At 70.8% G+C, this 24,257-nt stretch carries 23 protein-coding genes; 7 read left to right on the top strand and 16 right to left on the bottom strand.

Annotation, left to right across the window (positions count from 1 at the left end):
* Positions 1-112: 112 nt before the first annotated feature.
* Positions 113-673, top strand: coding sequence for a PPA1309 family protein (locus tag ACIRJP_RS15325; protein ID WP_404173187.1), 561 nt, complete (start codon positions 113-115; stop codon positions 671-673).
* Between the two features lie 41 nt (positions 674-714).
* Here the strand turns inward: ACIRJP_RS15325 and ACIRJP_RS15320 are convergent, their stop codons facing one another.
* From ACIRJP_RS15320 to ACIRJP_RS15305, 4 genes are all read right to left on the bottom strand, one after another.
* A complete protein-coding gene (locus ACIRJP_RS15320; RefSeq protein WP_404173183.1) occupies positions 715-1,803 on the bottom strand; it encodes a PDZ domain-containing protein in 1,089 nt (362 codons plus the stop codon).
* Positions 1,804-1,946: 143 nt separating this feature from the next.
* A complete protein-coding gene (locus ACIRJP_RS15315; protein WP_385824533.1) occupies positions 1,947-2,117 on the bottom strand; it encodes a hypothetical protein in 171 nt (56 codons plus the stop codon).
* 128 nt (positions 2,118-2,245) lie between these two features.
* Positions 2,246-2,707, bottom strand: coding sequence for a molybdenum cofactor biosynthesis protein MoaE (locus ACIRJP_RS15310; RefSeq protein ID WP_404173178.1), 462 nt, complete (start codon positions 2,705-2,707; stop codon positions 2,246-2,248).
* 121 nt (positions 2,708-2,828) lie between these two features.
* Complete coding sequence (locus tag ACIRJP_RS15305) at positions 2,829-3,971, bottom strand: SDR family oxidoreductase (RefSeq protein ID WP_404173175.1); 1,143 nt, start codon at positions 3,969-3,971, stop codon at positions 2,829-2,831.
* Positions 3,972-4,163: 192 nt separating this feature from the next.
* Here ACIRJP_RS15305 and ACIRJP_RS15300 point away from each other — a divergent pair, with 192 nt between their 5' ends.
* Both ACIRJP_RS15300 and ACIRJP_RS15295 read left to right on the top strand, forming a co-directional pair.
* Complete coding sequence (locus tag ACIRJP_RS15300) at positions 4,164-5,630, top strand: zinc-dependent metalloprotease (RefSeq protein ID WP_404173172.1); 1,467 nt, start codon at positions 4,164-4,166, stop codon at positions 5,628-5,630.
* Positions 5,627-6,172: an NUDIX hydrolase gene (locus ACIRJP_RS15295; protein WP_404173169.1), complete on the top strand. Its 546-nt coding sequence runs from the start codon at positions 5,627-5,629 to the stop codon at positions 6,170-6,172. Before ACIRJP_RS15300 ends, ACIRJP_RS15295 begins: the two co-directional genes overlap by 4 nt.
* A gap of 81 nt (positions 6,173-6,253) precedes the next feature.
* Here ACIRJP_RS15295 and ACIRJP_RS15290 read toward each other — a convergent pair whose 3' ends face one another.
* From ACIRJP_RS15290 to ACIRJP_RS15275, 4 genes are all read right to left on the bottom strand, one after another.
* Entirely contained in the window at positions 6,254-7,009 is a 756-nt protein-coding gene (locus ACIRJP_RS15290) for an AIM24 family protein (RefSeq protein WP_404173166.1), read from the bottom strand.
* Between the two features lie 19 nt (positions 7,010-7,028).
* Positions 7,029-7,709, bottom strand: coding sequence for an AIM24 family protein (locus ACIRJP_RS15285; protein ID WP_404173163.1), 681 nt, complete (start codon positions 7,707-7,709; stop codon positions 7,029-7,031).
* Positions 7,710-7,720: 11 nt separating this feature from the next.
* A complete protein-coding gene (locus ACIRJP_RS15280; protein ID WP_404173160.1) occupies positions 7,721-9,352 on the bottom strand; it encodes a TerD family protein in 1,632 nt (543 codons plus the stop codon).
* Positions 9,353-9,459: 107 nt separating this feature from the next.
* Entirely contained in the window at positions 9,460-10,083 is a 624-nt protein-coding gene (locus tag ACIRJP_RS15275) for a M48 family metallopeptidase (RefSeq protein WP_404173157.1), read from the bottom strand.
* Between the two features lie 240 nt (positions 10,084-10,323).
* Here ACIRJP_RS15275 and ACIRJP_RS15270 point away from each other — a divergent pair, with 240 nt between their 5' ends.
* The gene (locus tag ACIRJP_RS15270; RefSeq protein WP_404173154.1) at positions 10,324-11,469 is read left to right on the top strand and encodes a ThiF family adenylyltransferase; all 1,146 of its coding nucleotides are present in this window, start codon (positions 10,324-10,326) and stop codon (positions 11,467-11,469) included.
* A gap of 41 nt (positions 11,470-11,510) precedes the next feature.
* A complete protein-coding gene (locus ACIRJP_RS15265; protein ID WP_404173151.1) occupies positions 11,511-12,980 on the top strand; it encodes an ABC1 kinase family protein in 1,470 nt (489 codons plus the stop codon).
* A gap of 76 nt (positions 12,981-13,056) precedes the next feature.
* Here ACIRJP_RS15265 and ACIRJP_RS15260 read toward each other — a convergent pair whose 3' ends face one another.
* The 5 genes from ACIRJP_RS15260 to ACIRJP_RS15240 form a co-directional block, all read right to left on the bottom strand.
* Positions 13,057-13,278 carry a hypothetical protein gene (locus ACIRJP_RS15260; RefSeq protein WP_404173148.1) on the bottom strand — a complete coding sequence of 74 codons (222 nt, stop codon included), beginning with the start codon at positions 13,276-13,278 and terminating at the stop codon, positions 13,057-13,059.
* Between the two features lie 206 nt (positions 13,279-13,484).
* Positions 13,485-13,808, bottom strand: coding sequence for a hypothetical protein (locus tag ACIRJP_RS15255; protein WP_124717384.1), 324 nt, complete (start codon positions 13,806-13,808; stop codon positions 13,485-13,487).
* A gap of 32 nt (positions 13,809-13,840) precedes the next feature.
* Positions 13,841-14,209: a WhiB family transcriptional regulator gene (locus ACIRJP_RS15250; protein ID WP_404173145.1), complete on the bottom strand. Its 369-nt coding sequence runs from the start codon at positions 14,207-14,209 to the stop codon at positions 13,841-13,843.
* Positions 14,210-14,383: 174 nt separating this feature from the next.
* On the bottom strand, positions 14,384-14,719 hold the full coding sequence (locus ACIRJP_RS15245) for a hypothetical protein (RefSeq protein ID WP_404173142.1): 336 nt from the start codon (positions 14,717-14,719) through the stop codon (positions 14,384-14,386).
* Between the two features lie 165 nt (positions 14,720-14,884).
* Positions 14,885-17,080 carry an ATP-dependent DNA helicase UvrD2 gene (locus ACIRJP_RS15240; protein ID WP_404173139.1) on the bottom strand — a complete coding sequence of 732 codons (2,196 nt, stop codon included), beginning with the start codon at positions 17,078-17,080 and terminating at the stop codon, positions 14,885-14,887.
* 315 nt (positions 17,081-17,395) lie between these two features.
* On the opposite strand from ACIRJP_RS15240, the gene ACIRJP_RS15235 reads away from it, so the two are divergent.
* A complete protein-coding gene (locus tag ACIRJP_RS15235; protein WP_404173136.1) occupies positions 17,396-17,650 on the top strand; it encodes a mycoredoxin in 255 nt (84 codons plus the stop codon).
* 74 nt (positions 17,651-17,724) lie between these two features.
* On the opposite strand, the gene nudC is transcribed toward ACIRJP_RS15235, so the two are convergent.
* On the bottom strand, positions 17,725-18,672 hold the full coding sequence (gene nudC, locus ACIRJP_RS15230) for an NAD(+) diphosphatase (RefSeq protein WP_266729841.1): 948 nt from the start codon (positions 18,670-18,672) through the stop codon (positions 17,725-17,727).
* 44 nt (positions 18,673-18,716) lie between these two features.
* Positions 18,717-20,111, bottom strand: coding sequence for a dipeptidase (locus tag ACIRJP_RS15225; protein WP_404173133.1), 1,395 nt, complete (start codon positions 20,109-20,111; stop codon positions 18,717-18,719).
* 110 nt (positions 20,112-20,221) lie between these two features.
* On the opposite strand from ACIRJP_RS15225, the gene ACIRJP_RS15220 reads away from it, so the two are divergent.
* Complete coding sequence (locus ACIRJP_RS15220) at positions 20,222-20,509, top strand: hypothetical protein (RefSeq protein ID WP_404173130.1); 288 nt, start codon at positions 20,222-20,224, stop codon at positions 20,507-20,509.
* A gap of 212 nt (positions 20,510-20,721) precedes the next feature.
* Here ACIRJP_RS15220 and ACIRJP_RS15215 read toward each other — a convergent pair whose 3' ends face one another.
* The gene (locus ACIRJP_RS15215) at positions 20,722-24,234 is read right to left on the bottom strand and encodes a UvrD-helicase domain-containing protein (protein WP_404173127.1); all 3,513 of its coding nucleotides are present in this window, start codon (positions 24,232-24,234) and stop codon (positions 20,722-20,724) included.
* Between the last annotated feature and the right edge of the window lie 23 nt (positions 24,235-24,257).

Raw genomic sequence — 24,257 nt, 5'->3', positions numbered from 1 at the left:
AAGTTCGCGGGTCGTGTGAAGCGGGCCCAGCGATCGTAGAGCCCACCTATGCAACTTACTGAGGCTTTACCTAGTTCCCGTTCCCGGGGCGGAAGGAGGCAGGATATTGACCATGCCCAACGTTTCCCCCTCAGGCCCTCCGATGGCCGCCAGCCCGCTCACCGTCGCCGTGCTCGAAATCGACGAGTACATCTCCGGCCTCGGCTGGGACCAGCCGGCCCGGCTCTTCGCCCTGGTCGACACCGCCAAGCTGCGGGTCCAGGAGCCTGGTCTCGCCGCCCAGCTCGGGCTGGACAGCTCCGAATCCCCGACTTCCTCCCTGACCCCCATCGAGCAGGACGAGCTGCCGCCGGGCACCGCCCTGGACGAGTTCCTCGCCACGATCGCATGGCCCGACGCGGTGATCGGATGCGCGATGACGGTGGAGCGGCTGATGCTCCCACCGTCCGCCGAGTCCTCCGTGCCCGAGGGGCTGAGCGACGCGCAGCTGACCAAGTGGGTCGCCAAGCATCCGGAGCGCCAGGAGGTCCGGATGACCGTGGCGGTCCTGCGGGACGGCACGCGTGAGTCGGCCGTACGGCTGCGTGCGAAGGACACCCCGAGCGAGGTGCGGACCGGCGCCGGTCTGGTGCCCGGCCTGGCCGACGCACTGGCCGCGACCTTCGAGGCCTGACCGAGCGGCCCTGATCGCGTCTCCCCCGCCGGGGGGCGCGGTCAGCCTGCCGAGCAGCTCGGCAGCCCGGCCGTGTCCCCCGCCTTGATCTTCTCCAGCGACTTCTTCGCGTCGTCGATCGTCTTCACCCTCACCAGCGTGAGTCCGCTCGGGGTGTCGGAGGCGGCGGCCTTGCAGTTCTCGTCCGGCGTCAGGAAGTACCTGGCGCCGGCGTTGCGCGCGCCGACCAGCTTCATGTTGATGCCGCCGATCGGGCCGACCTTGCCCTTGTCGTCGATCGTGCCGGTACCCGCGATGAAGTTGCCGCCCGTGAGCTTGCCGGGCGTCAGCTTGTCGATGATGCCCAGCGAGAACATCAGACCGGCGCTCGGACCGCCGACATCGGCGAGCTTGATGTCGATCCGGAACGGGAACGTGTGGTCCGTCCCGGCCTGGATGCCGACGATCGCGCGGTCCTCCTTGGGCGCCTTCGCGGTGGTGATGACGATCTTCCGGCTGCCCTCGGGCTCCTTGCCCGCCTTCTCGGCCGCCTGGGCCGTCCGGGCCGGGATGATCGTGAAGGTGACCTTCTCGCCGGGGTCGTGGCGGGTGACGAGCTTCGCGACGTCCTCGGGTTGCTCGACGGGCGCGCCGTCGACCTGCTTGATCACGTCGCCCGCGTGCAGCTTGCCCTGGGCGGGGCTGCCCTTGACGACCGTGGAGACCACGACGCGCGATGCCACCGGGATCTTCAGCTCCTTCAGCGCGGCGACCTTGGCGCTCTCCTGGGACTGGCTGAACTCCTCGGCGTTCTCCTGCGTCGACTCCTGCTCGGTCTTGCCGTCGGGGTAGAGCGTGTCGTGCGGTACGACCACGCTGTCGTGGGCCAGCCAGCCGTAGACGGACTCGACGAGATTCATGTTGTAGTCGGCACCGGTGACTCTGACCGTCGTCATATTGAGGTTGCCGGACGTCGGGTACGTCTTGTGCCCGGAAATCTGCAGGACGGGTTCGCCGCCGACCTCGCCGAGCGTGTTCACCGTCGGCCCGGGAGACATCTCCGAATACGGCACTTTGATCAGCACGCCTGCGCAGAGCAGCGCGATGAGGATCAGGGTGGAGGCGAGCATCGTCGCGGTGCGGCGTGGCATGGAACGACAGTACGGGAAGGGTCTGTCAGTGCACCGTCGGGGCCGGTCCGTACGGGGCGGAGAGCCGGGCGCGGGCTGCGCCGGAGGGCGTCGGCAGTCGGAGCCGCGATACGGATTGGCAACTGCGTACGCGCGAGAAGATGTCAGGCGACATCGGAACCGGAGTGCGGCTTTTCCATCGCCTCACGGAACCTGGCATAGCCGGCGAGTTCGGAGACATCGCCGGTCGTTCGATTACGGGTGGCCCAGCTTCCCCATATCGCAGCGCCGAGCGCAGCGAAAAGCGGAATCAGCAACCAGGCAAGTGCTGCCATTACGACCTCCCTACCCCATGAGCGACCGCAACTGACCGATCAGCAGATTAACCGTCTGGACAATCCACGCTCACGGCAGGGGTGGGGTTACGCAAATCGGTCCGGACGGCCTCCTGGCCGACTTGCGCTCAGCAGGCTCCGACCCATTCCTCGGTGCCGTCCGAGAAGCGCTGGTGCTTCCAGATCGGGACCTCGTGCTTGAGGTCGTCGATGAGCTGTCGGCAGGCCGCGAACGCCTCGGCGCGATGCGGGCAGGAGACGGCGACGACCACCGCGAGGTCCCCCACTTGGAGGTCACCCACCCGGTGGACCGCGGCCAGCGCCCGGACCGGGAAGTTCGCGACGACCTTCTCGGCCACCCGGCGCATCTCGTCCTGCGCCGAGGGGTGGCAGGAGTACCCGAGCGCGCCGACGTCCTGACCGGCGTCATGGTTGCGCACCGTGCCGACGAAGAGCGCCGTGCCGCCCGCGGCGTCGTCCCCGACGGCCCGGAAGACCTCGTCGACCGAGAGCGGGGTGTCGCGGATCTCCAGCAGCCGGACGGGGTCGTCCGCCGTCCGCTCGCCGGGGTGGTCGTAGGTGGGAGCCATGGGGCCCATGGTGCCGTACCGCGCCGACAAGCCGGAATAGCGCTTTCCACCGGCGGGCCGCCCCCGGCCTTGGAGCCTTCTACAGAAGGCACTGCTCGGACGGGCTCCCGCCGGGCGGCCCTCAGATGCGGCGGCGGGCCTTGCGGGCGCGGCGCACCAGGGCGGCGGTGCCGAGCAGTGCCACGGTCGCACCGGCGGCACCCGCTGCGGTGGCGTCCTTGCGGCCGAGCCGGCGTCCGGCGACGGTGTGCCTGCCCTCGACCTCTTCGAGAAGGGCGGCGAGCACCTCCTCGTTGGTCCAGCCGGGGCGCCATCCCACGTCGTGCAGCCGGCTCACGCTGACCACCCAGGGGTGCATCGTGTACGCCAGATCGCCCGCCGGCGACGGGGTGAGGCCGATCCGGTGCAGCCGGGCGGCGGCACCCAGGGCCACGGCGGAGGGCAGCTCCATCCGGCGGACGCCGCTGAGCTCCTCGACCTCCTCCTGCTCCAGCCAGCCGTCGCAGCCGACCGCGAACTCGCCGTCGATCTTCTCCAGCGCGGCGTATTCCAGGGCTGTGACCAGGTCGTCGACATGGCAGAACTGCCAGGTCGGACGCGATCCCGCGACGACCAGGAGGCGCGGCGACTCGAAGTAGCGGGTCAGCGCGGTGTCCGTACCGCCGACCAGGACGGTGGGCCGGACCACGGTCACGTTGAGTCCGGGGTGGGCACGCGGCGCGCGGCGGCCGAGCCGTTCGATCTCCAAGAGGTCGCCGACGCCGGTGGCCTCGGCCGTGGCGCGCAGCTCGGCGTCCTCGGCGAGCGGGACGTCGTTGTCGGGCAGCGCCCCGTAGACCATGGCCGACGTGCACAGCACAACCCGGTGCACGCCGACAGCGGCGGCGGCCGTCAGCACGGTCTGGGTGCCGCGCACGTTGTAGGCGGTGCGGGCGGCGGGGTCGGTCTCCAGGTCGAGATCGAGTGCGAGATGCACCACGACATCTGCGCCACGCAGCTTCTCCGCGATGGCGGGGTCGCGTACATCGAGGATGTGCCAGGTCGCCTCGGAGACCTCTCCGCGGCGTTCATCGATGGCGATGACCTGCTTGATCTCCTCGGAGGCCGCGAGGCGTGCGGTGAGCAGCTCGCCCACGCCGCTCGCCGCTCCGGTCACCGCGACAACGGGGCCACGGTTCCTTGAGCGGCTCATTTCTGGTTTGTTCTCGGTCGAGGGGGCGGGCAGGTTTCGCGCTGCGCGAACCTGAGGATCTGGGGAACTCACCGGGCGTCTCCAGCGGTTGTCTTCAGTACGTACCCGAATGACGCGTGCGTACCAGGTGGCGTCCATCCTGCCGCAGGCCGGGAGCCGGCGGAGCACTGAGGCCCTGCGCGGGGTTTTGGTGTCTACGCTGGATGGTGATGTCGGGCAGTCGCCGTCGGTTCGAGCCGGCGGCCCTACGAGCCGAGGAAACCCGTGAGTGACACCCCATTCGGATTCGGCCTTCCGCCGGAGGAGCCGGAGAACGGCGACGAGGGCAAGAAGAAGGACCCCACCGGAGGTGGGCAGGGCTCGGGCGGGCCGGCGAACCCGTTCGGCTTCGGCCCCGGCGCGGGCGGGGACAACCCGTTCGCGGCGATGTTCGGCTCGATGAACCCCAATGACCTGGGCGCCGCCTTCCAGCAGCTCGGCCAGATGCTGAGCTACGAGGGCGGTCCCGTGAACTGGGACATGGCCAAGCAGATCGCCCGCCAGACGGTCTCGCAGGGCACTCCGGACGGCACGAAGGACGCCAGCGTCGGCCCGACCGAGCGGTCCGCGGTCGACGAGGCGCTGCGCCTGGCCGACCTCTGGCTGGACGGTGTGACGTCGCTGCCCTCCGGTTCGGTCTCGACTGTGGCCTGGAGCCGTGCGGAATGGGTGGAGGCATCCCTTCCGGCCTGGCAGAAGCTGGTCGACCCGGTGGCGGAGCGCGTCGGTCTCGCGATGGGCGACGTGCTGCCCGAGGAGATGCAGGCGATGGCCGGCCCGCTGATCGGCATGATGCGGTCGATGGGCGGCGCCATGTTCGGCCAGCAGATCGGGCAGGCCGTGGGCGTGCTGGCGGGTGAGGTGGTCGGTTCGACCGACATCGGCCTGCCGCTGGGCCCGGCGGGCAAGGCCGCCCTGCTGCCCCTGAACGTGGAGCGGTTCGGCAAGGACCTCAGCGTGCCGCAGGACGAGGTGCGGCTTTATCTCGCCTTGCGCGAGGCCGCGCACCAGCGCCTCTTCGCGCACGTCCCGTGGCTGCGCTCGCATCTGTTCGGCGCCGTCGAGGGGTACGCGCGCGGCATCAAGGTCGACACCAGCAAGCTGGAGGACGTGGTCGGCCAGTTCGACCCGTCGCAGCCCGAGCAGCTGCAGGACGCCCTTCAGCAGGGCATGTTCCAGCCGGAGGACACTCCGGAGCAGAAGGCCGCCCTGGCCCGGCTGGAGACAGCTCTCGCGCTGGTGGAGGGCTGGGTGGACGCGGTGGTCCACGAGGCCGCGAAATCCCGCCTGACCTCGGCGGACGCACTGCGCGAGACGATGCGCAGGCGCCGCGCCTCCGGCGGCCCCGCCGAGCAGACGTTCGCCACGCTCATCGGTCTGCAGCTGCGCCCGCGGCGGCTGCGTGACGCCTCGCGACTGTGGGCCTCGCTCACCGACGCACGCGGTCTGGACGGGCGCGACGCCCTGTGGGCGCACCCCGACATGCTGCCCACGGCCCAGGACCTGGACGATCCGGACGGCTTCGTGCACCACGAGCAGCTGGACTTCTCCGAGCTGGACAAGATGCTCGGCGAGGCCGCGAAGGGCCCGCAGAGCCCCACCGCGGACGGCAAGGACGCGCCCGGCACCGATGGGACCGAGAGCCGTGAGAACGACGGCAAGGGCGATGACAAGGGCGAAACCGACCGGTGAGCCTGCACGAAGACGCCGTTGTCGTACTGAAGGGGTACGAGAACCCGGACCCGCTCCAGTGTGAGCTGCGCCAGGGCTATCTCGACCATCTGGCACAGCATCCCGACGGCATGTGGAAGGCCTGCGAGGCGGGCCATCTGACGGCCAGCGCGCTGGTCGTCGACCCGGAGCGCGGCCGGGTGCTGCTCACCCTCCACCGCAAGCTGCGGATGTGGCTCCAGATGGGCGGTCACTGCGAGCCGCAGGATGTGTCGCTCGCCGCGGCGGCGCTGCGGGAGGCGACCGAGGAGTCCGGCATCACCGGCCTGACCCTGCTCGCCGGCGGCCCGGTGACGCTGGACCGCCACCCGATCCCCGCGCCCTGCCACTGGCACCTGGACGTGCAGTACGCGGCGCTGGCGCCCTCGGGCGCGATGGAGCAGATCAGCGAGGAGTCGCTGGACCTGCGCTGGTTCCCCTACGACGAGGTCGCGTCGGTGGCTGACGCATCGGTCGTAAGGCTGGTGGGGCGGACCCGCGCCGAGCTGGAGCGGCGCCGGTAGCCACCGCCTGAGGCACGGGTGAGGGGCGGTCTCCGCGGAGACCGCCCCTCACCCGTGCCGTGCGTGCCGGTGCGCGGTGGCTCAGTTCCAGGAGTTGTTCTGGTTCTGACCGTGGGCGCCCTGCTGGCCCATGCCGTACTGGGCCCGGATGCCCTGGCCGATCTCGTGGTTCTGCGGGGGCAGCACCTCGCTCGGCTGCACCAGGGCGAAGCCCTGGCCGAGGAAGCTGAGCTCCCAGCCCTCGCCGGTGTTGCCGCGCCGCCGCCAGACGCCCGAGGAGTGCGTCTGGGCCTGCATCTGCACCCGCAGCGAGCTGGACCAGGCGACGATCGCGTCGGCGTCGGCGTTCACGTACTTGTCCGGCGTGACCTGCATCATCAGCGGCTGGCCCGAGGTCATCAGCGCGACCTTGCCGGTACCGGAGATGTTGAGCTGGTACTTCCCGGTCCCCGAGATGCCGTACTGGCTGTCCACCGCGATGACCTCGGTGTGCAGCGAGGAGTCCAGTGCCAGGACATAGGCGCTGTCCACCGTGATGCCGTCGTGGTCGACGTCCACGACGTGGATGTACTGCGCGAGGTTGGCGAGGTAGACGGTGCCCTGCCCCGTGCAGCGCATCAGGTCGAGGCCCTCACCGGTGTTCGCGCGGGCGCGGCGCTGTCCGTGCGACTGGTACTCGCCGTCGAACTCCATCAGACCCTGGTACGCGACCATGGCGCCCTTGCGGGCGAGGACGTCGTCGTGGCCGGTCAGCGAGACCCGCAGGAGCTGCGGGTTCTGGATGGTGTACCGGTCCTGGGACTGCTGTTCCGTGTAGCTGAAAAGCGGACTCTGCATGGTGTGTTCTCCTCCCCCGTCAGTTCCGGACCCGCAGGCGGTCGGTACTGTCCTCGCTCGGCTGCACGACGACGATGCCCTGGCCGGAGAACGCCATCTGATATGCCTCGCCGCTGCCCCGCCCGATGAGCGAGGAGGCCTTGAAGCTGCGCTTGCCCTTCACCTTGAGGTTCGGGGACCACGCCACAAGGGCGTCCGGGTCGACGTAGGTCTCGTCCTCGCCACGTCCGCAGTCGACGACGATCGGTGTGCCGCGCGAGGTGATGGCGACCCAGCCGGTGCCTGAGATGCAGACGTTCCACAGGCCCTGGCCGGCGAACTTGGCGAGGCCCTTGACCCGCTCCACCCCCCAGGTCAGATGACCGTCGAACGCGAGGACATTGGTGCCGTTGACCGAGAGGGAGTCGTTGTTGAGGTTGATGACGACCACGTCGGCGCCGTAGTCGGCGAGGTAGAGCAGCCCGTCGCCGGAGCACTTCATGATCGGCGCGTCCTCGCCGGTGATCCACTGGGAGGCGATCTGGCGGACGGCGGGCGGGTTGGGCTCGTACTGGATGAAGCCCTCGTACGCGACCATCGAGCCGGTACGTGCGTAGAGGTCCTGGCCGGTGGCCATGGCGACCTTGAGCATCGTGCGGCCGTGGTTCTCCATACGGGCCGTGACGGGGGTCGGGGCGAAGCCCGCGAGCTGCTGGTTCATGACGGGCTCCCTCAGACCTCGTAGGGCTGGACGACGATGAAGTTGCCGGGAGCGCCCCGGAACTGGAGGTTCACGGTCTCCCCGCTGTGTCCCGGGTACGCGTTGCGGCGCAGCCGGACCTGGCTGGAGATGATCACCTGGGACGCTGCCGACCAGGCCACGACGGCGTTGCAGTCGGCGAAGGTGGTCGGTGTCACGGGCAGGACGACGGGGACGCCGTGGGTCTTGACGATGACCGTGCCCGTGCCCTGGAACTGCATGGTGAACAGGGCGCCGCCGGGGATGCCGTGGCCCTCGATCCTGCGGACCTCGTGCTGCAGCGACTCGTCGAAGGCGAGGACGTTCTCCGCCGAGACGCAGATGCCGTCGCCCTGGAGCTCGATGGCGTGCAGATGGGAGCCGTCCTCGGCGAGGAAGACCTGGCCGCGGCCGGTACAGCGCATCAGCTGCATTTCCTGGCCGGTGGCGTTGCCCACCATGCGGCCGGCGAAACCGGCGCCCTTGTAGCTGAAGTCGACCTTGCCCTGGTACATCACCATGCTGCCCTGCCGGGCGAGCACGGGCGTGCCGCCCATGGTGAGGTCGACCCGCATGAGCTGCTGGTTCTGTGGGGTCCAGCGCTGACCGGTGGGCGCCTCCTTGTACGGCTGGAGCGCCGCCTGGAGACCGGCACCGGCCTGCGGAACGCCTTGCGGCACGCCCTGGGGCATACCTGGCGGCTGCATTCCGGGCGGCTGCTGCCCGTACGGGGCCGGGGCCTGCTGGCCGTAGGGGGCGGCGGGCTGCTGGCCGTACGGGGCGGCGGGGGGCACCTGGCCGGGGATCTGCCCGAACTGCTGCTGCGGCTGCTGCCCGTACGGAGCGGGGGCGGGGGCGGGCGGCGGCACCGTGCCGCCCTGCGGTGCCAGCGGCGCCGCCATGGTCGGCGCGGCGTGCATCTGCTGCTGCGGCGTGGGGGCCGGAGCCGGGGCCGGGGCCGGCGGGGCTCCGAAGGACGAGGCCGGCTGCGCTGCCTGGGGCGCGGACGGGGCTCCGAAGGACGGGGCGGGGGCCGGTGCGGCGGGCGGGGCGAACGACGGTGCCGCCGCCTGCGGCTGAGGCGCGGCGGGCTCCTCCTCGGCGACCTCGCCGCCGAAGTTCTTCAGCAGCGCTTCGAGGCCGCCGTCGAAGCCCTGGCCGACCGCGGCGAACCGCCAGACGTCCTTCAGATAGAAGTCGCCCAGCATCACCGCACGCTCGGTGGTGAACTCCGAACCGTTGAAGGCGTACCTGACGACTTCCTCGCCACCCGCGACGATCCGGATGTATCCGGGGCCGATCTGGGACATCTGTCCGGCCCCGTCGACCGTCGCGGTGAACGACAACTTGTGGATGTTCGCCGGAATGCGGTCCAGGGTGACGCGGAACGACTCGGTGTCGCCGGCCTGGGCACCGAGGAGCTGAATGGACTCCTCGGGTGATTTAGGCTGATTGAAGAAGATGAAATACCGGTCGTCGGAGAGCTGCTCATTGGCATCGAGGCCGAAACAGCTGATGTCAAAGGTCAGTCCCTGACCGCCGATCTGCACACCTACGTACAGATCCGTCCCCGGCGTGAGATCGCTGATCTTGGCCTTGTGGCCGCGTTGGAATTCCCTGGCCATGCGTAACGACCGTCCCCCATCCCGAATGTGAATGCGTCGCGCCAGGCTAGCCGCAAAGTCCGGCATCGGGCTAAGTCGGTACACACCCGGTACAGAATCAGCGGACGTCACTCACCACGCGCGGCGGGCAGATGGGGCAGCCGGTCGGCCGCCACCACGCCCTCCAGGTAACCGCGTGCCCGCTCGGTACGGGGATACGCCTCCAGCAGCCGCCAGAAGCGCGGACCGTGACCGGGCACCAGCAGATGGGCCAGCTCGTGGGCCAGTACGTAGTCGACGACGTACTCGGGCATGCCCTGCAAGCGGTGCGACAGTCGGATGCTGCCCTCCGCCGGGGTGCAGGACCCCCAGCGGGTGTTCTGATTGGTCACCCACCGCACCGAAACGGGCCTGGCCCGGCCCTCGAAGTACTGGGCGGACAACCGCTCGGCCCGCTCGGCGAGTTCGCTGTCACCGAAGACGCGTCTGCTCTCCTGCGCCGCGAGCTTGTCGAGCATCACGCCCACCCAGCGCCGCTCCTCGGCCTCCGACATCCGGGCCGGGATGAGCACGATCGTGCGGTCGCCCTCCCGGTAGGCGGAAACCGTTCGGCTGCGGCGATTGCTCCTGCGGACCTCGACCGCGCTCGTTGCCGAGGCGCGGGGCGGACGGTCCGCCGCGCTGCGCTGCTGGGTTCCGGCGCTGCGCGTGGGGGTCTCCCCGGCGATTCCGGGTGACGGGTCGACGGGCACGCCACGACGTTACCCGGTGACGGTGCGGGAAGTCCCGCCTCCGGGACGGTTCACACTTGATCCACTCCACTCACACTTGATCCACTCCACGGCATGCACCATTTGAACGACTAATACCCCATGCCTGTGGATAACTTTCCGCACGCTTCGACGCCTGCCTGCATTCTGTGAACGGATCTCGCGGAGATCCCGTGCAGCGGTCCGCGCACAGGGATCAAGGAACACAGACCGGGGGTAGCCGTGCATCCGATGTTGAAGCCCGCACTGCGCCGCGCATGGCGCGGCCGGGGCACCGTGCAATTCGGCGTGACTCACGCCCATGCCGTGAAGTTCGGCCCGCTGGATATCGCCACGGGCAGTTTTCTGGAACTGCTCGACGGAACACGTGGCCTGCCGCTGCTGCGCGAGGAGGCCCGCACGCTGGATCTGTCGGACCATCAAGTCGACACCTTGGTGCATCGACTGGCGAACGCGGGTCTGATCGACGATGTGCGCGCCGCCGGCCCGGAGGCCGATGCGTTACGGAACCGGCCCGGCGCCCTGGACCGGCACCGCCCCGATCTGGCGTCGCTCTCCGTCGTCCATCCCGAACCGGGCGGTGGGATGCGGCGGCTGGCGGCCCGTCGGGCGATGCGGGTCCAGGTGCGGGGCGCCGGGCGGGTCGGCGCCGCGATCGCCGCGGTGCTGTCCGGGTCGGGGGTCGGCCGGGTGGAGGTCCTGGACGGCGGGCACACCGAGCCGTGCGACGTGTCGCCCGGCGGGCTTCCGCCGACGTCCGTCGGGGAGCGCAGGGACACCGCAGCCCGGCAGTTGGTGCGCAGATCCGCCGCGGGTCCGGCTCCTCGCACGGCGGAGACGGCGGGATCCCCGGCCGGTGGCGAGCCGGGACTGTCGCTGATCGTGGTGGCCCCTCGCGACGGCTTCTCGGCATACGTCCCCGACCCCCGTACGGCCGAGCCGTGGATCGCTTCGGGCACTCCTCATCTCTACGCCGGAGTGCTGGAGGCGACGGGGGTCGTCGGGCCCCTGGTCCTGCCCGGGGGTACGGCCTGCGCCGGGTGCCTGGCGCTGGACCGCGCGGACCGGGATGCGGACTGGACCAGGATGCTGTCGCAGTGGCAGTCCGGGCGGCGCACCGCCGTTCAGGCCTGTGACCTGGGGCTGGCGACGGCGGTCGCGGGGCTCGCTGCCGCCCACGCGCTGTCCTTCCTGGACGGGGAACTGCCCGCGAGCACGGGGACCCGCTGGGAGGCCGCGCTGCCGCTGTTGGACTGGCGGGCCGAGCGGTTGGGCGCGCACCTCGGCTGTTCCTGTGGAGCGGCTGGGCACACTGACCGGGAGGGCTCCTCCGGGACCGAGGCGATGCAGGACACAATGGCCGGGTAACCGCCGCACGCGGTACGGCAGTCTGGGATTTGGAGGGGCTCATGTCTGATCTACCCCGGAAAGCGGTCACCCGTACCGCCAAGTTGGCCGCCCTGCCTCTGGGCTTCGCCGGCCGTGCGACATGGGGTCTGGGCAAGCGGATCGGCGGGAGATCGGCGGAGCTGGTCGCCCGGGAGGTACAGCAACGCACCGCGGACCAGTTGTTCAAAGTTCTGGGCGAGTTGAAGGGCGGGGCGATGAAACTCGGCCAGGCCCTGTCCGTCTTCGAGTCGGCGCTGCCCGAGGAGGTCGCCGGACCGTACCGGGCGGCGCTCACCAAGCTGCAGGAAGCCGCGCCACCCATGCCCAGCGATACCGTCCACGCGGTGCTGGAGGAGCGGCTCGGAGAGGACTGGCGGGCGTTGTTCCTCGAATTCGAGGACAAGCCGTCGGCCGCCGCCTCGATCGGCCAGGTGCACCGGGCGGTGTGGCACGACGGACGGAACGTCGCGGTGAAGGTGCAGTATCCGGGCGCCGGTCAAGCACTGCTCTCGGATCTGACCCAGCTCACCCGATTCGCCCGCCTGCTCGGCCCGTTGGTTCCCGGGATGGACATCAAACCGCTCATCACGGAGCTGCGTGACCGGGTCTCGGAGGAGCTGGACTACGAGCAGGAGGCGCGGTCGCAGCAGGACCACGCCGAGGAGTTCGCGGACGACCCGGATGTCGTGATCCCCGGCGTGGTGCACCAGTCTGACCAGGTTCTGGTGACGGAGTGGATGGACGGTGTTCCGCTGGCCGACGTGATCTCTGAGGGTACTCCGGAGCAGCGGGACCGGGCGGGCCAGTTGCTGGCCCGCTTCCTCTTCTCGGGGCCCGCGCGCACCGGTCTGCTGCACGCGGACCCGCATCCAGGAAACTTCCGGCTGCTGCCCCCGCACGAGGGGACCGGCGAGGACGGGCAGTGGCGGCTCGGAGTGCTGGACTTCGGGACGGTGGACCGGCTGCCGGGCGGTCTACCGCAGACCATCGGGGACTCCCTGCGGCTGACGCTGGCGGGCGAGGCGGAGGCGGTGTACGAGCTGTTGCGCGAGGAGGGGTTCGTCAAGGACACGATCGACCTCGACCCTGACGCGGTGCTCGACTATCTACTCCCGATCATCGAGCCGGCTCAGGTGGAGGAGTTCACGTTCACCCGGAGCTGGATGCGCAATCAGGCGGCGCGGATCGCGGATCCCCGCTCCCCCGCTCATCAGCTCGGCAAGCAGCTGAATCTGCCGCCCGCCTATCTGCTGATACACCGGGTGACGTTGAGCACGATCGGGGTGCTGTGCCAGCTGGGTGCGACGGTGCGGCTGCGCGACGAGCTCGAATCCTGGCTGCCAGGTTTCGTCGCGGAGTACGAGGAGGAGACCGTATTGCAAGAAACCGAGGCGCAGAAGACCGAGGCACAGGATACCGAGGCACAGGGGACCACGGTGCAGGAGACCGAGGTCCGGGAGCTGGCGGGCGACGCGCCCTTGGGGCCGTAGGCCGGGGCGTCGCGGCCGGATGCGTTGCCGCTGGTGGGAGGCCTTGTCGCTGGTGAATGCGTGGCCGCCGGGCGGGTCACCACCAGGCCGAGTCCAGCCGGCTCTCGATCGCCCTGATGTTGGTGCGGGCGCACTCTTCGCAGAAGTGCTGGCGCCTGCCGTTCTCCACGGAGCAGATCCAGGTCGGCGGTGCGGTGTCACCGTCGGCGGAGGTACCGCACAGGGCGCAGGTGACGACCGCGGCGTCGCTCTCGTTCTGCGCGGGTCGCTGAATCCGGTGATGGGTCTCCTCGTCCACCTCGTGACGATAACTCCGTCGACGCCGTGTCGCGCGGCACCACACAGCACTGCTGCGCAGCACCACCGCACGGCGCGGCCATCGCAGCACGACCGCGGGGCCGGTCCGTTGTGGACCGGCCCCGCGGAAGGGGTACTGACTGTGGGTCTGGTCGCTGGCGGGCAGAGCGGCTGCCCGCCAGCGGGTGTTGCTGGTGTGCGGCCCGACTAGTGCATGACGGCCATGGCCAGCGCGCGGCGGGCGCGCATCGAAGCGCGCTCGGCCCGGCGCTGCATACGGCGCGCGTTGACCAGGCGTACCGCCTGGCGCTCCGTATCGGCCTCCCTCATGCGGTCGTGCATATGAGCACGAGCCAGGGCTTCTGGGATGAGTTGCATTTCGCGGGTCCTGTTCTGACGCGAGTCGTTCGCGCCGATGATCGTGACGTTCGGTGTTGCGGAGCCGACGGGCTCGTTGGTGGGGACGGACATTGCTGCCTGATTTCGGGGATCGTGGGTGTGGGGACGGTCGATGGTTCCGATGCGCTTCATGGGCTTGGGGGCCGTGACCCCCAGTCCGGCGATCACGCCGCGACCGGGTTCTTGCGCGGACGGCCACGCGGCCGCTTGCGAGCGACGACGACGCCCTGGATGAAGAGCTCACCGCCCCAGACGCCCCACGGCTCGCGACGCTCCTTGGCGCCGACGAGGCAGGCCTCGACGAGCGGGCAGGTGCGGCAGAGGGACTTGGCGTACTCGACGTCGGCGGGCGACTCCGCGAAGAAGACCTCCGGGTCGTAGGAGCGGCACGGGACGGGCACGCCGAGGTTCTCGATGGCGTCGTCGAGCGCGGTGAGCGTGGTGAGGGGGAACAAGGTGGAGTCCTCCGTGAGGCCGGGCGGCGGGATCGTTTCGGAAGGCGGTACGGACGGGGCGTGCGCTTCGAGTTGCACGGTGGGTGGTGTCCTCGTCTGGTCGTTCCGGCCTGGTTGGCCGGGTGGCGGCTGGTACCGGGTGCTGCTTGTCCCGAGGCTCCTTCGCGCTGTCTCGTCCGTTCGGACAAAACAAAAGGGCCGCGGATCCCGAGTGGGGTTCCGCGGCCCTGAAGGCGCCGGCCTGATGGTGAATCAGGCTGGATCACTCCAGGGTTCAGGCCCACGGAAGGCCCACATCGTGTGGTGGTGCATCGTCTGCTTCTTGGCGCCGGATTCCGCTCCCGCACCGACGGCCGCAAAGGCATAGGCCTGGGCCTGTCCCTTCGCTACTGCTGCTGCCGGTGCCTGAGCCGGTCGCTCATTGCGCTCCCGCACGGGGAGGCTCGCAGGGGACAGCGGACGGGCGACAGAAATGCCGGACAGACCGGTGCCACGGAGCGAGGACTCGGAAGAGCAGGCGAGGCCGAGCGAGCAGGCGGAGACGCCCGAAAGATCGGTCATTTTGTTGGTCTCGATGATGCTGATCACTTCAATCGCCTCCTCTCGGCGTCTCGGGCGGACCGGCGGGCCGGTCCTACGTATTCGGATAAGTACAGCACAGGGCCAGGGCTTCAGAGAAGTCGCTGTTCCCGTGGTTAAGAACCTATGGTGATGACTGGGGCGGGCGCAAACTATTTTTTCGACGAGTTTTTCTCACCTGTCGTCAGCCACCTCCGCGAGCACTTCCTCTACCGTCTCACCTGCACAAATGGCCAGGACGGCGGTCCCGAACCGGCCCAGCTTCCGCGCGCCGACGCCGGAGATCACGGCCAGTTCGCCCTCGCTGCCCGGTACGGCCTCGGCGATCGCCATCAGTGTCTTGTCCGTGAACACGCAGAACGCGGGCTGACCGATCTCCTTCGCCCTGACCGCCCGCCAGTCGCGCAGCCGCTCGTACAGCGCCTCGTCCATGTCGGAGGGGCAGTCCTCGCAGCGCATCAGTTTCATCTCGCCGGCGTCGGTGAGGGTCTTGCCGCAGACCCGGCAGCGGGCAGGGCCGCGACGGCGGCGCTTGGCGGCCGGCCCTGCCGGGCCCCGCTCGATCCCGCCGCCGCCGGCCGTGCCGCGCGTGCCGAGCGGCACCGAGCCCGGACGCAGGCCGTTGAGGAACCGGCTCGGGCGCCGTCCGGCACGTCCGCCGGGCGAGCGGGAGAGCGACCATGACAGCGAGAGGTGGAGGCGGGCCCGGGTGGCGCCGACGTACAGCAGCCTGCGCTCCTCCTCGATCTGCTCGTCGGTCCTGGCGTAGGTGATCGGCATCATCCCCTCGGTCAGGCCGACCAGGAACACGGCGTCCCACTCAAGGCCCTTCGCGGAGTGGAGCGAGGCGAGGGTGACCCCCTGGACCGTGGGGGCGTGCTGGGCGGCGGCCCGCTCGTCAAGCTCCGCCACCAGGTCGGAGAGGGTGGCGCCCGGACTGGCCCGTTCGAAGTCCTCGGCGAGCCGGACCAGGGCTGCCAGCGATTCCCAGCGGTCGCGCACCGCTCCCGAACCCGCGGGGGGCTCCTGGGTCCATCCCTTGGTGGAGAGCACCGCGCGCACCTCGGCGGGCAGCCCCTCCGCATCGTCCAGCAGGGAGTCGTTGCCCCCGGCGCGGGCGGCGCCGCGCAGGGCGACTCCGGCCTCTCGCACCTCCGCCCGTTCGAAGAACCGCTCCGCGCCGCGCAGCTGATACGGCACGCCCGCGTCCGCCAGGGCCTGCTCGTAGACCTCGGACTGGGAGTTGACCCGGTAGAGCACGGCGATCTCGCCGGCCGGGACTCCCGCGGCGATCAGATCGCGGATCCGGCGGGCGGTGCCCTCGGCCTCCGAGGGCTCGTCCGCGTACTCCGTGTAGGCGGGCTCGGCGCCGGGCTCGCGCTGCGAGACCAGTTCGAGCCGGTGCTCGGCGGCGCGGCCGCGGGCCTGGCTGAGCAGTCCGTTGGCCAGATGGACGATCTGGGGGGTGGAGCGGTAGTCCCGGACCAGCTTGACCACCGTCGCGTTGGGGTGGCGGGTGCGGAAGTTCAGCAGGTGGTCGGGGGTGGCTCCGGTGAAGGAGTAGATCGTCTGGCTGGCGTCGCCGACGACGCACAGGGTGTCCCGGTCGCCGAGCCAGAGGTCCAGCAGCCGCTGCTGCAGCGGGCTGACGTCCTGGTACTCGTCGACGACGAAGTGCTGGTACTGGCGGCGGACGTGGTCGGCGATGTCGTGGCGGTCCTGGAGGATGGCGACGGTGAGGAGCAGCACGTCCTCGAAGTCGATCACCGAGCGGTCGCGCTTCAGCTCCTCGTACGTCGCGTAGATCTGGGAGATCTCGGCCGGATCGCGCGGGGCGTCGCGCTGGGTCTTCGCGACCACGGCCGGGTAGTCGCCCGGCACGGTCTGGGTGACCTTGGACCACTCGATCTCGCTGGTGACGTCCCGCAGTTCGTTGCGGTCGAGCCGGATGCGGCAGCGGGCCGCGGCCTCGGCGACCAGCTGGACCTTCCGCTCCAGCAGCCGGGGCAGGTGGCCACCGACCGCTTTCGGCCAGAAGTACTGGAGCTGACGCAGGGCGGCGGAGTGGAACGTCCGGGCCTGGACTCCTCCCGCGCCGAGCTGGCGAAGCCGTCCGCGCATCTCGCCGGCGGCTCTGTTGGTGAACGTGACGGCAAGCACACTCGTCGGCTGAAGTATCCCGGCGCGCACCCCGTAGGCGATGCGATGGGTGATCGCACGCGTCTTGCCCGTACCGGCTCCGGCCAGCACACACACCGGGCCGTGCAGGGCCGTGGCGACCTCGCGCTGCTCGGGGTCCAGGCCGTCGAGCACGGCGTCGGCCGACTCGGGGACCTGTGGGAAGAGGGAGGAATGCGTTACTGATGTCACCCCGCCATGCTGCCAGGTCGGGAGAGGCGGACGCGGAGGTTGTCCACAGGGGAGCTGCATCCGTCGTACTAATGCGCCCTGGCTGGTCCGGTGCGGTCCTGCTGCTCTGGTGCGGTCCTGCTGATGGGGACCGGCCCATTGCGCCCTGGCCTATACGGCCCGGCCGGTCGCGTGGCCGCCCCGGCCCGGCTGCGGGAATGGTGGTTGCCTCGCGTACGTTCCCTTTCCGTGCGGTGACGCACGGTCCAGCTTCTCCGCATGAGGGACATGCCGGATGAGACGGATGAGACAGACGAGACAGAGGAGCGCCAAGACATGTCGGGCACTGTGACGATGTACAGCACTACGTGGTGCGGCTACTGCCGCCGGCTCAAGAGTCAGATGGACCGTGAGGGCATCGCGTACACCGAGATCAACATCGAGCAGGACCCGCATTCCGCGGCCTTTGTCGAGAAGGCCAACGGGGGCAACCAGACCGTTCCCACCGTCCTCGTGGTCGGTTCCACGGGTGCCGAGGCCGTCATGACGAACCCGTCCCTGGCTCAGGTGAAGCAGGCGCTCGCCGTCTGATCCTGCTTCTCCCGCCGTGCGAGGACGCCCCTCCGGTCCGGCACCGGAGGGGGCGTTCTCGTACGGATCCGGGGTCAGCCGACGCTGCCCGGCTTCGGGAGCGGCTTGCCGTACCAGAGCTCGATCAGGCGCGCCGCGATCGAGATACCGAACGGGGGCAGGATCTCGCCCGATTCGAAGGCGGCCTTCAGGTCCTCGCGGGAGAACCAGCGGGCCTCCTCGATCTCCTCGCCGTCCACATTGATCTCGGACGAGGTGGCCCGTGCCATGAAACCGAGCATCAGGCTCGACGGGAACGGCCAGGGCTGGCTGGCGATGTACTCGACCTCGCCGACCGTGACCCCCGCTTCCTCGAACACCTCGCGCGCCACCGACTGCTCGATCGACTCGCCCGGCTCGACGAATCCCGCGAGCGTCGAGAAGCGGCCCTCGGGCCAGTGCACCTGGCGGCCCAGCAGGGCGCGGTCCTGGTCGTCGGTCACCAGCATGATCACCGCGGGGTCCGTACGCGGGTAGTGCTCGGCGCCGCAGGCCGGGCAGCGGCGGATGTGGCCGGCCGCCGCGATGACCGTGCGTTCGCCGCAGCGGGAGCAGAAGCGGTGCAGGCGCTGCCAGTTCTCCAGGGCCACCGCGTGCACCATCAGGCCCGCGTCGCGCGGGCCGAGCAGCAGACCGGCCTCGCGCAGCCCGGCCGGGCGGGCCGGCTGGTCCATGCGGCCGGGCAGGGAGTCCTTCTGGAGCGCGAAGTAGCTGACGCCGTCCTCGTCGGTGCCGAGGAAGTACCGGTGGGTCTCGGTGACCGGGGCCTCGAAAGCCGGGGTCATGACGATCTCCGTACCGCCGTCGGCGGTGTCGTCGATCAGCACCTGGCCGCCGGAGACGACGAACACGCGGGTGGTCGGGTGGCTCCACGCGGCGGACAGCCATGCCTCGTCGAGGCGGTGGTGCGCGGCGCGGTCGATGCCGCTGGGCGCGGTGAGACCGATGGGCCGGTCTGCGGTGGCGTTGTCGAAGGTGCTCACAGGTGCTTCCTACTCCCCCGGGATGGATCGGGTGTTCAGAGGATTCAGCGGAGTGCGGCGGCCAGCTCGCCCCAGAGGTGCGCGGTCGTCTCCACGCCCTTGAACAGAAGGCCGAGCTCGACCTTCTCGTTGGGGGCGTGCCAGCCGTCGGACGGTACGGAGATGCCCAGGAAGAGGACGGGCGCGCCGAGCACGTCCTGGAGGTCGGCCGCGGGTCCCGAGCCCCCTTCACGGGTGAAGAGGATCTTCTGGCCGAAGGCCCGTCCCATGGCGCGGGCCACGGCCTGCAGGGCGGGGTGGTCCAGCGGCGTCAGGCAGGGGCGGGTGGCCGGGGCGAAGGTGATCCGGTGCCGGACACCGGCCGGGACCCGGGCTTCGGCCCAGGCCCGGACCACCTGCTGGATGCGGTCGGGGTCCTGGCCCGCGACCAGCCGGAAGCTGATCTTCACGAGGGCGGAGGACGGGATGATGGTCTTGCTTCCGGCGCCCTGGTAGCCGCCGCCGATGCCGTTGACCTCGGCGGTGGGACGGGCCCAGATGCGTTCGAGAGTGGAGTAGCCGGCCTCGCCGGACGCCGCGCGGGATTTTGCGGTGCGCAGCCAGGTGGCCTCGTCGAAGGGCAGCTCCGCGAAGAGCGCACGCTCGGTCTCGGTGAGTTCTGCCACACCGTCGTAGAAGCCGGGGATCGCGACCCGGCCGTCCGCGTCGTGCAGCGCTGCGACGAGCCGGGCGACGGCAGTCGCCGGGTTGGGGACCGCGCCGCCGAACGAACCGGAGTGGATGTCCTGCTCGGGGCCGTACAGCTCGATCTCGCACTCGGCGAGGCCGCGCATGCCGGTGCAGACCGTGGGGGTCGACTCGTCCCACATGCCGGTGTCGGAGACGATCACCGCGTCGGCGGCGAGCTGCTCGGCCCGCTCCTCGACCAGGGCACGGAAGTTCGGCGAGCCGGACTCCTCCTCCCCCTCGATCAGGAGCTTGAGGTTGACGGCGGGGGCGGTGCGGCCGGTGGCGGCGAGGTGGGCCCGGACGCCGAGGGTGTGGAAGAACACCTGTCCCTTGTCGTCGGCGGCGCCCCGCCCGTACATGCGGCCGTCGCGGATCACCGGCTCGAACGGGTCGGTGTCCCAGCCGTCCTCGCGGGCGGCGGGCTGCACGTCGTGGTGGCCGTAGACAAGGACGGTCGGGGCGTCCGGGTCCTCGGACGGCCAGTGGGCGTAGACCGCGGGGGCGCCGGGCGTCTCCCAGATCTCGGTGACCGGGAAGCCGGTCTCCTTGAGCTTGGCGGACAGCCACTCGGCGCTGCGCCGTACGTCTCCGTCGTGCTCCGGCTGGGCGGATACGGACGGGATGCGCAGCCAGGCGGCGAGGTCGTCCAGGAAGGCTGTGCGGTGCTGTTCGGTGTACGTACGGACGGCGCTGTCCGGGGTGTCGCTCATGGCCTTGAGCCTAGTGCCTCGCCCAGGGGCGTCTTCCCGCCCGCGGTACGGCGGCCTCGCCCCGCGCTGCACGGTGCCGTCGCACCCTCTCCCCGGACGGCGCCCATGACATGAGCGTCGAACGGGACACGTCGCACGGAGCGACCGCCCAAGCGGCCTCCACTGGGCAGCTCGCCCGGTACCGGGACACAGCCAAGTCGTCGATGGCCGATCTCAAGGCCGTCTCGCACACCATCCGGCAGAACGGCCACGACGCCCTCTGGCTGGAGATCGACTACCACTGGGCGGGCCAGGTCTACCAGCTGCTCCTCGACCCCGACGCCCGCCCCGAGAAGCTCGCCACGCAGCAGCGGCTGCTCACGACCGCCCGCGCCCAGCTGCTGATCGACCGGGGCTAGGGTCTTCCGTTTGGAGCAGGCCGGATCAGGGAGCGGGGTCCGGTGCCGTGCATCGCAAGGCGGAGGAGGGAGCCGGATGGAGTCTCCCCTGCTCGAGCGGGGCCGAGAGCCTGGGAGGGAACGCGGTCGGCGACCGACGACAACACGGCGAGGCGCGGCACCGGGGCACGCGAGCCCGGCATGATCCAAACGAGAGGCCCTGAGGTCGGGGGCTAGGGGCTCTCGTCCAGCAGGATCCGTTCCAGCTCCGCCCGTCCCGGGAGGCGGGTGGGGTGGACGGTCTCGCCGCTGCGCACGTACAGGAACGTGGCGGTGACGTCGGTGAGCGGCAAGTCGTGCAGTTCCGCCCAGGCCAGGCGGTAGATCGCGAGCTGGAGGGGATCGGCGGTGTTGGTTCGGGTGGTCTTCCAGTCGACGATCTCGTAGGTGTCCCCTGTGCGGTACACCGCGTCGATACGGCCCCGGACGATCCGGCCGGCCAGGGTGATCTGGAACGGCGTCTCGACGCGGTACGGGGTGCGGCGGGCGTACGGAGTGCGCTCGAAGGCCTCCTTGAGTGCGGCGAGGTCGCGCTCGTCGGCGATCTCGGCGTCGCTCTCGTCGCCGCCGGGCAGCTCGTCGGGGCCGAGCATGGGCAGCGGCAGCTCCTCGAAGCGGGACTCCACCCAGGCGTGGAAACGGGTGCCCCGGCGGGCCGCCGGCTGCGGTGGCCGCGGCATCGGGCGGGCCAGCTCCTGGGCGAAGCCTTCGGGGTCGTCGGCCAGCCGGAGCAGCTGGGTGGCGGAGAGCGACGCGGGTACGAGGACGTCGCGCACGGTGGCGCGGGCGCGGCGCAGCTCACCGGCGAGGGCGTCGAGGTCGCGGTCCCAGGAGGCGAGGGTGCGGGCTTCCTCGGGGGTGAGACGGGACGCCCCGGGGTCGTGTTCCTCGGGGTGGTGCTCCCCGGGGGGCTCGGGGTGATGCTCCCCGGGGGAGTGCTCCCCGGCGGGCTCGGGGACACGGGCCGCGGGGATGTGCGGTGCGGGGGTGGGCGGCACCGGGGCCGGGGGGCGCTCCGTGGACAGTGCGTCCCAGTCGCCGGCTTCGTCGGGGAACGCCTCGTCGTCGTACCCGTCGTCGTACCCGTCGTCGCACCCGCCGTCGAATGGCTCGTCGTACGGCTCAGGTGCAACGGACGGCGCCTCGTACGCGTCCGGCACGCCCCCTGCCGTGGCCAGGGCCTCCAGGTGCGCCATCACCGTGTCCGCGGCGGCCCTGCGGCGGGTCAGCGCGGTGTCGTCGAGAGGGAGCGGCCACGCCTGGTCGGCAAAGTGCCCGTCGAGCGCCGGGTTCTCCTCGTCCTCGGCCGGTTCGCCGGCCCAGGCCTCGATCTCGCCGTGTCCGGCCGCGCAGTGCTCGTACAGCGCGTGCAGGAAGCCGGACGGGCCGCGCGGCTTCTTCTGGGACGGGCCCCACCAGTGGCCGGAGCCGAGCAGCAGGGTGCGGGGTCTGGTGAAGGTGACGTATCCCAGGCGGAGCTCCTCGGTGTGCTGGTGCTCCTTCATCTCCTCCTTGAACGCCTTGAGCCCCTTGGCATCCCAGGAGGGGACGTCGGGGAGGGTCGCCCGGTCCCCGCGCAGGGCGTGCGGGAGGACCTTCGACTGGGCGGTCCAGGCGTCGCGGGACTGGCCGCTGGGGAACTGGCCGGCGACCAGGCCGGGCACGGCGACGACGTCCCACTCCAGGCCCTTGGACTTGTGGGCGGTGAGGACCTTGACGGTGTTCTCGCCGCCGGGCAGGGCGTTGTCCAGGCCCTTCTCGTACTGGACGGCGGTGCGCAGGAAGCCGAGGAAGGCGAGGAGGGTGGCGTCGCCGTCGACGGCTGCGAAGCGGGCCGCGACGTCGAGGAAATTGGCGAGGGTCTCGCGGCGGCGGGCGGCCAGGGCCTGCGGCGACGCGGAGAGCTCGACCTCCAGGCCGGTGGTGGCGAGGACCCGGTGCAGCACGTCCATCAGGGGGTCGGCCAGCGAGCGGCGCAGGTCGCGCAGTTCGGCGGCGAGGCGGGCGAAGCGGATGCGGGCCTCGGTGGAGAACGGGAGCCCGTCGTCCTCCTCGCCGCCCGATTCGAGGAAGGTGTCCAGTGCGTCGGCGAGCGAGATCACCTCGGCCGGGTCGATGCCCTCGACGGCCTCGGCGAGCCGCCGGTCGGGGTCGAAGTCCTCGTCGTCGCCGTGGGCCGCGCGGTGGACCAGGAGCCGGGCCCGGCGGCCGAGCAGGGCCAGGTCGCGGGGGCCGATCCGCCAGCGGGGGCCGGTGAGCAGCCGGACCAGGGAGGCGTTGGCACCGGGGTCCTGGAGCACCTCGCAGACCGCGACGAGGTCGGCGACCTCGGGCAGGTGCAGCAGCCCGGACAGGCCGACGACCTCGACCGGGATGTCGCGGGCAACCAGCGCGGCCTGGATCTCCGGGAAGTCACCCGCGGTGCGGCACAGGACGGCGATCTCGCCGGGTGCCTTGCCGGTCCGCACCAGGTGGGCGATCGAGTCGGCGAGCCAGTCGATCTCCTCGGCGTGGGTGCGCAGCAGCGCGCAGCGGACGATGCCGTCGCGCTCGGCGCCGGGGGCCGGGCGCAGCGCCTCGACGCCCTCGTGCATGGCGCGCAGGGGTGCGGCGAGGCCGTTGGCGAGATGCAGGAGCCGGCCGCCGCTGCGGCGGTTCTCGCTGAGGGAGTAGCGGGTCGCGGGGGCGCCGTCGGCGTGCGGGAAGTGGAGCGGGAAGTCGTCGAGGTTGGCGACGGAGGCGCCGCGCCAGCCGTAGATCGCCTGGCAGGGGTCGCCGACGGCGGTGACGGCGTGTCCGGTCCTCCCCTCGGGGCCGCTGCCGAAAAGGGCGGAGAGCAGCAGGCGCTGGGCGACGGAGGTGTCCTGGTACTCGTCGAGCAGCACGACGCGGAACTCGTCGCGCAGGATCGCGCCGACCTCGGGGCGGGTGAGGGCCAGCTCGGCGGAGAGCGCGATCTGGTCGCCGAAGTCGAGGAGGTCTCGGCTCTTCTTGGCCTCGCGGTAGCGCCGGGTCAGCTGGAGCAGCTCGCGGCGGGCCTCGGCGGTCTCGGGGATCTTGCGCAACTCGGCGTTGCTGAGCCGGGCCGATTCGAGCGTCTGCAGGAGGCCGGTGTCGTACTCGGCGAGCTGTTCGGGGCGTACGAGGTGTTCGGCGAGCTCGGCGTCGAGTGCCAGCAGGTCGCTGACGAGGGTGGGGAACGACCTGGTCAGGGCCGGGTAGGGGCCAGGGGCCTCGCGCAGCACGCGGGCGGCCAGCTGGTAGCGGGTGGCGTCGGCGAGGAGGCGGGTGGTGGGTTCGAGCCCGATGCGCAGCCCGTGCTCGGTGAGGAGCCGGCCGGCGAACGCGTGGTACGTGGAGATGCTGGGCTCGCCCGGGAGGTCGTCCGGGTCGATGGCGTCGGGATCGGTGACCCCGGCCGCGATCAGGGCCTTGCGGACGCGCTCGGCGAGCTCACCGGCCGCCTTGTTGGTGAACGTGAGCCCGAGGACCTGCTCGGGGGCTACCTGGCCGGTGCCCACCAGCCACACCACGCGGGCCGCCATCACCGTGGTCTTCCCCGACCCGGCTCCGGCCACGATCACCTGCGGGGCCGGCGGCGCGGTGATGCAGGCCGTCTGCTCCGGGGTGAACGGGATCCCGAGGAGCTCCTTGAGCTGCTCGGGATCGGTGATACGTGGGGACACCCCAGAAAGGCTAACCGGACGCA

The organism is Streptomyces sp. NPDC102437 (genome assembly GCF_044765565.1).
GTDB lineage: Bacteria > Actinomycetota > Actinomycetes > Streptomycetales > Streptomycetaceae > Streptomyces.
The sequence above is the reverse complement of the archived record's forward strand: the minus strand, read 5'-3'. Positions and strand labels throughout refer to the sequence as shown.

What these genes read in the sequence shown, in the direction of transcription:
- ACIRJP_RS15225 (WP_404173133.1), bottom strand. Translation starts at nt 20,111, where the DNA reads ATGAGCGACACCCCGGACAGCGCCGTCCGTACGTACACCGAACAGCAC.
- ACIRJP_RS15235 (WP_404173136.1), top strand. Translation starts at nt 17,396, where the DNA reads ATGTCGGGCACTGTGACGATGTACAGCACTACGTGGTGCGGCTACTGC.
- ACIRJP_RS15290 (WP_404173166.1), bottom strand. Translation starts at nt 7,009, where the DNA reads ATGCAGAGTCCGCTTTTCAGCTACACGGAACAGCAGTCCCAGGACCGG.
- ACIRJP_RS15255 (WP_124717384.1), bottom strand. Translation starts at nt 13,808, where the DNA reads ATGAAGCGCATCGGAACCATCGACCGTCCCCACACCCACGATCCCCGA.
- ACIRJP_RS15285 (WP_404173163.1), bottom strand. Translation starts at nt 7,709, where the DNA reads ATGAACCAGCAGCTCGCGGGCTTCGCCCCGACCCCCGTCACGGCCCGT.
- ACIRJP_RS15320 (WP_404173183.1), bottom strand. Translation starts at nt 1,803, where the DNA reads ATGCCACGCCGCACCGCGACGATGCTCGCCTCCACCCTGATCCTCATC.
- ACIRJP_RS15280 (WP_404173160.1), bottom strand. Translation starts at nt 9,352, where the DNA reads ATGGCCAGGGAATTCCAACGCGGCCACAAGGCCAAGATCAGCGATCTC.
- ACIRJP_RS15325 (WP_404173187.1), top strand. Translation starts at nt 113, where the DNA reads ATGCCCAACGTTTCCCCCTCAGGCCCTCCGATGGCCGCCAGCCCGCTC.
- ACIRJP_RS15220 (WP_404173130.1), top strand. Translation starts at nt 20,222, where the DNA reads ATGAGCGTCGAACGGGACACGTCGCACGGAGCGACCGCCCAAGCGGCC.
- ACIRJP_RS15315 (WP_385824533.1), bottom strand. Translation starts at nt 2,117, where the DNA reads ATGGCAGCACTTGCCTGGTTGCTGATTCCGCTTTTCGCTGCGCTCGGC.
- ACIRJP_RS15310 (WP_404173178.1), bottom strand. Translation starts at nt 2,707, where the DNA reads ATGGCTCCCACCTACGACCACCCCGGCGAGCGGACGGCGGACGACCCC.
- ACIRJP_RS15265 (WP_404173151.1), top strand. Translation starts at nt 11,511, where the DNA reads ATGTCTGATCTACCCCGGAAAGCGGTCACCCGTACCGCCAAGTTGGCC.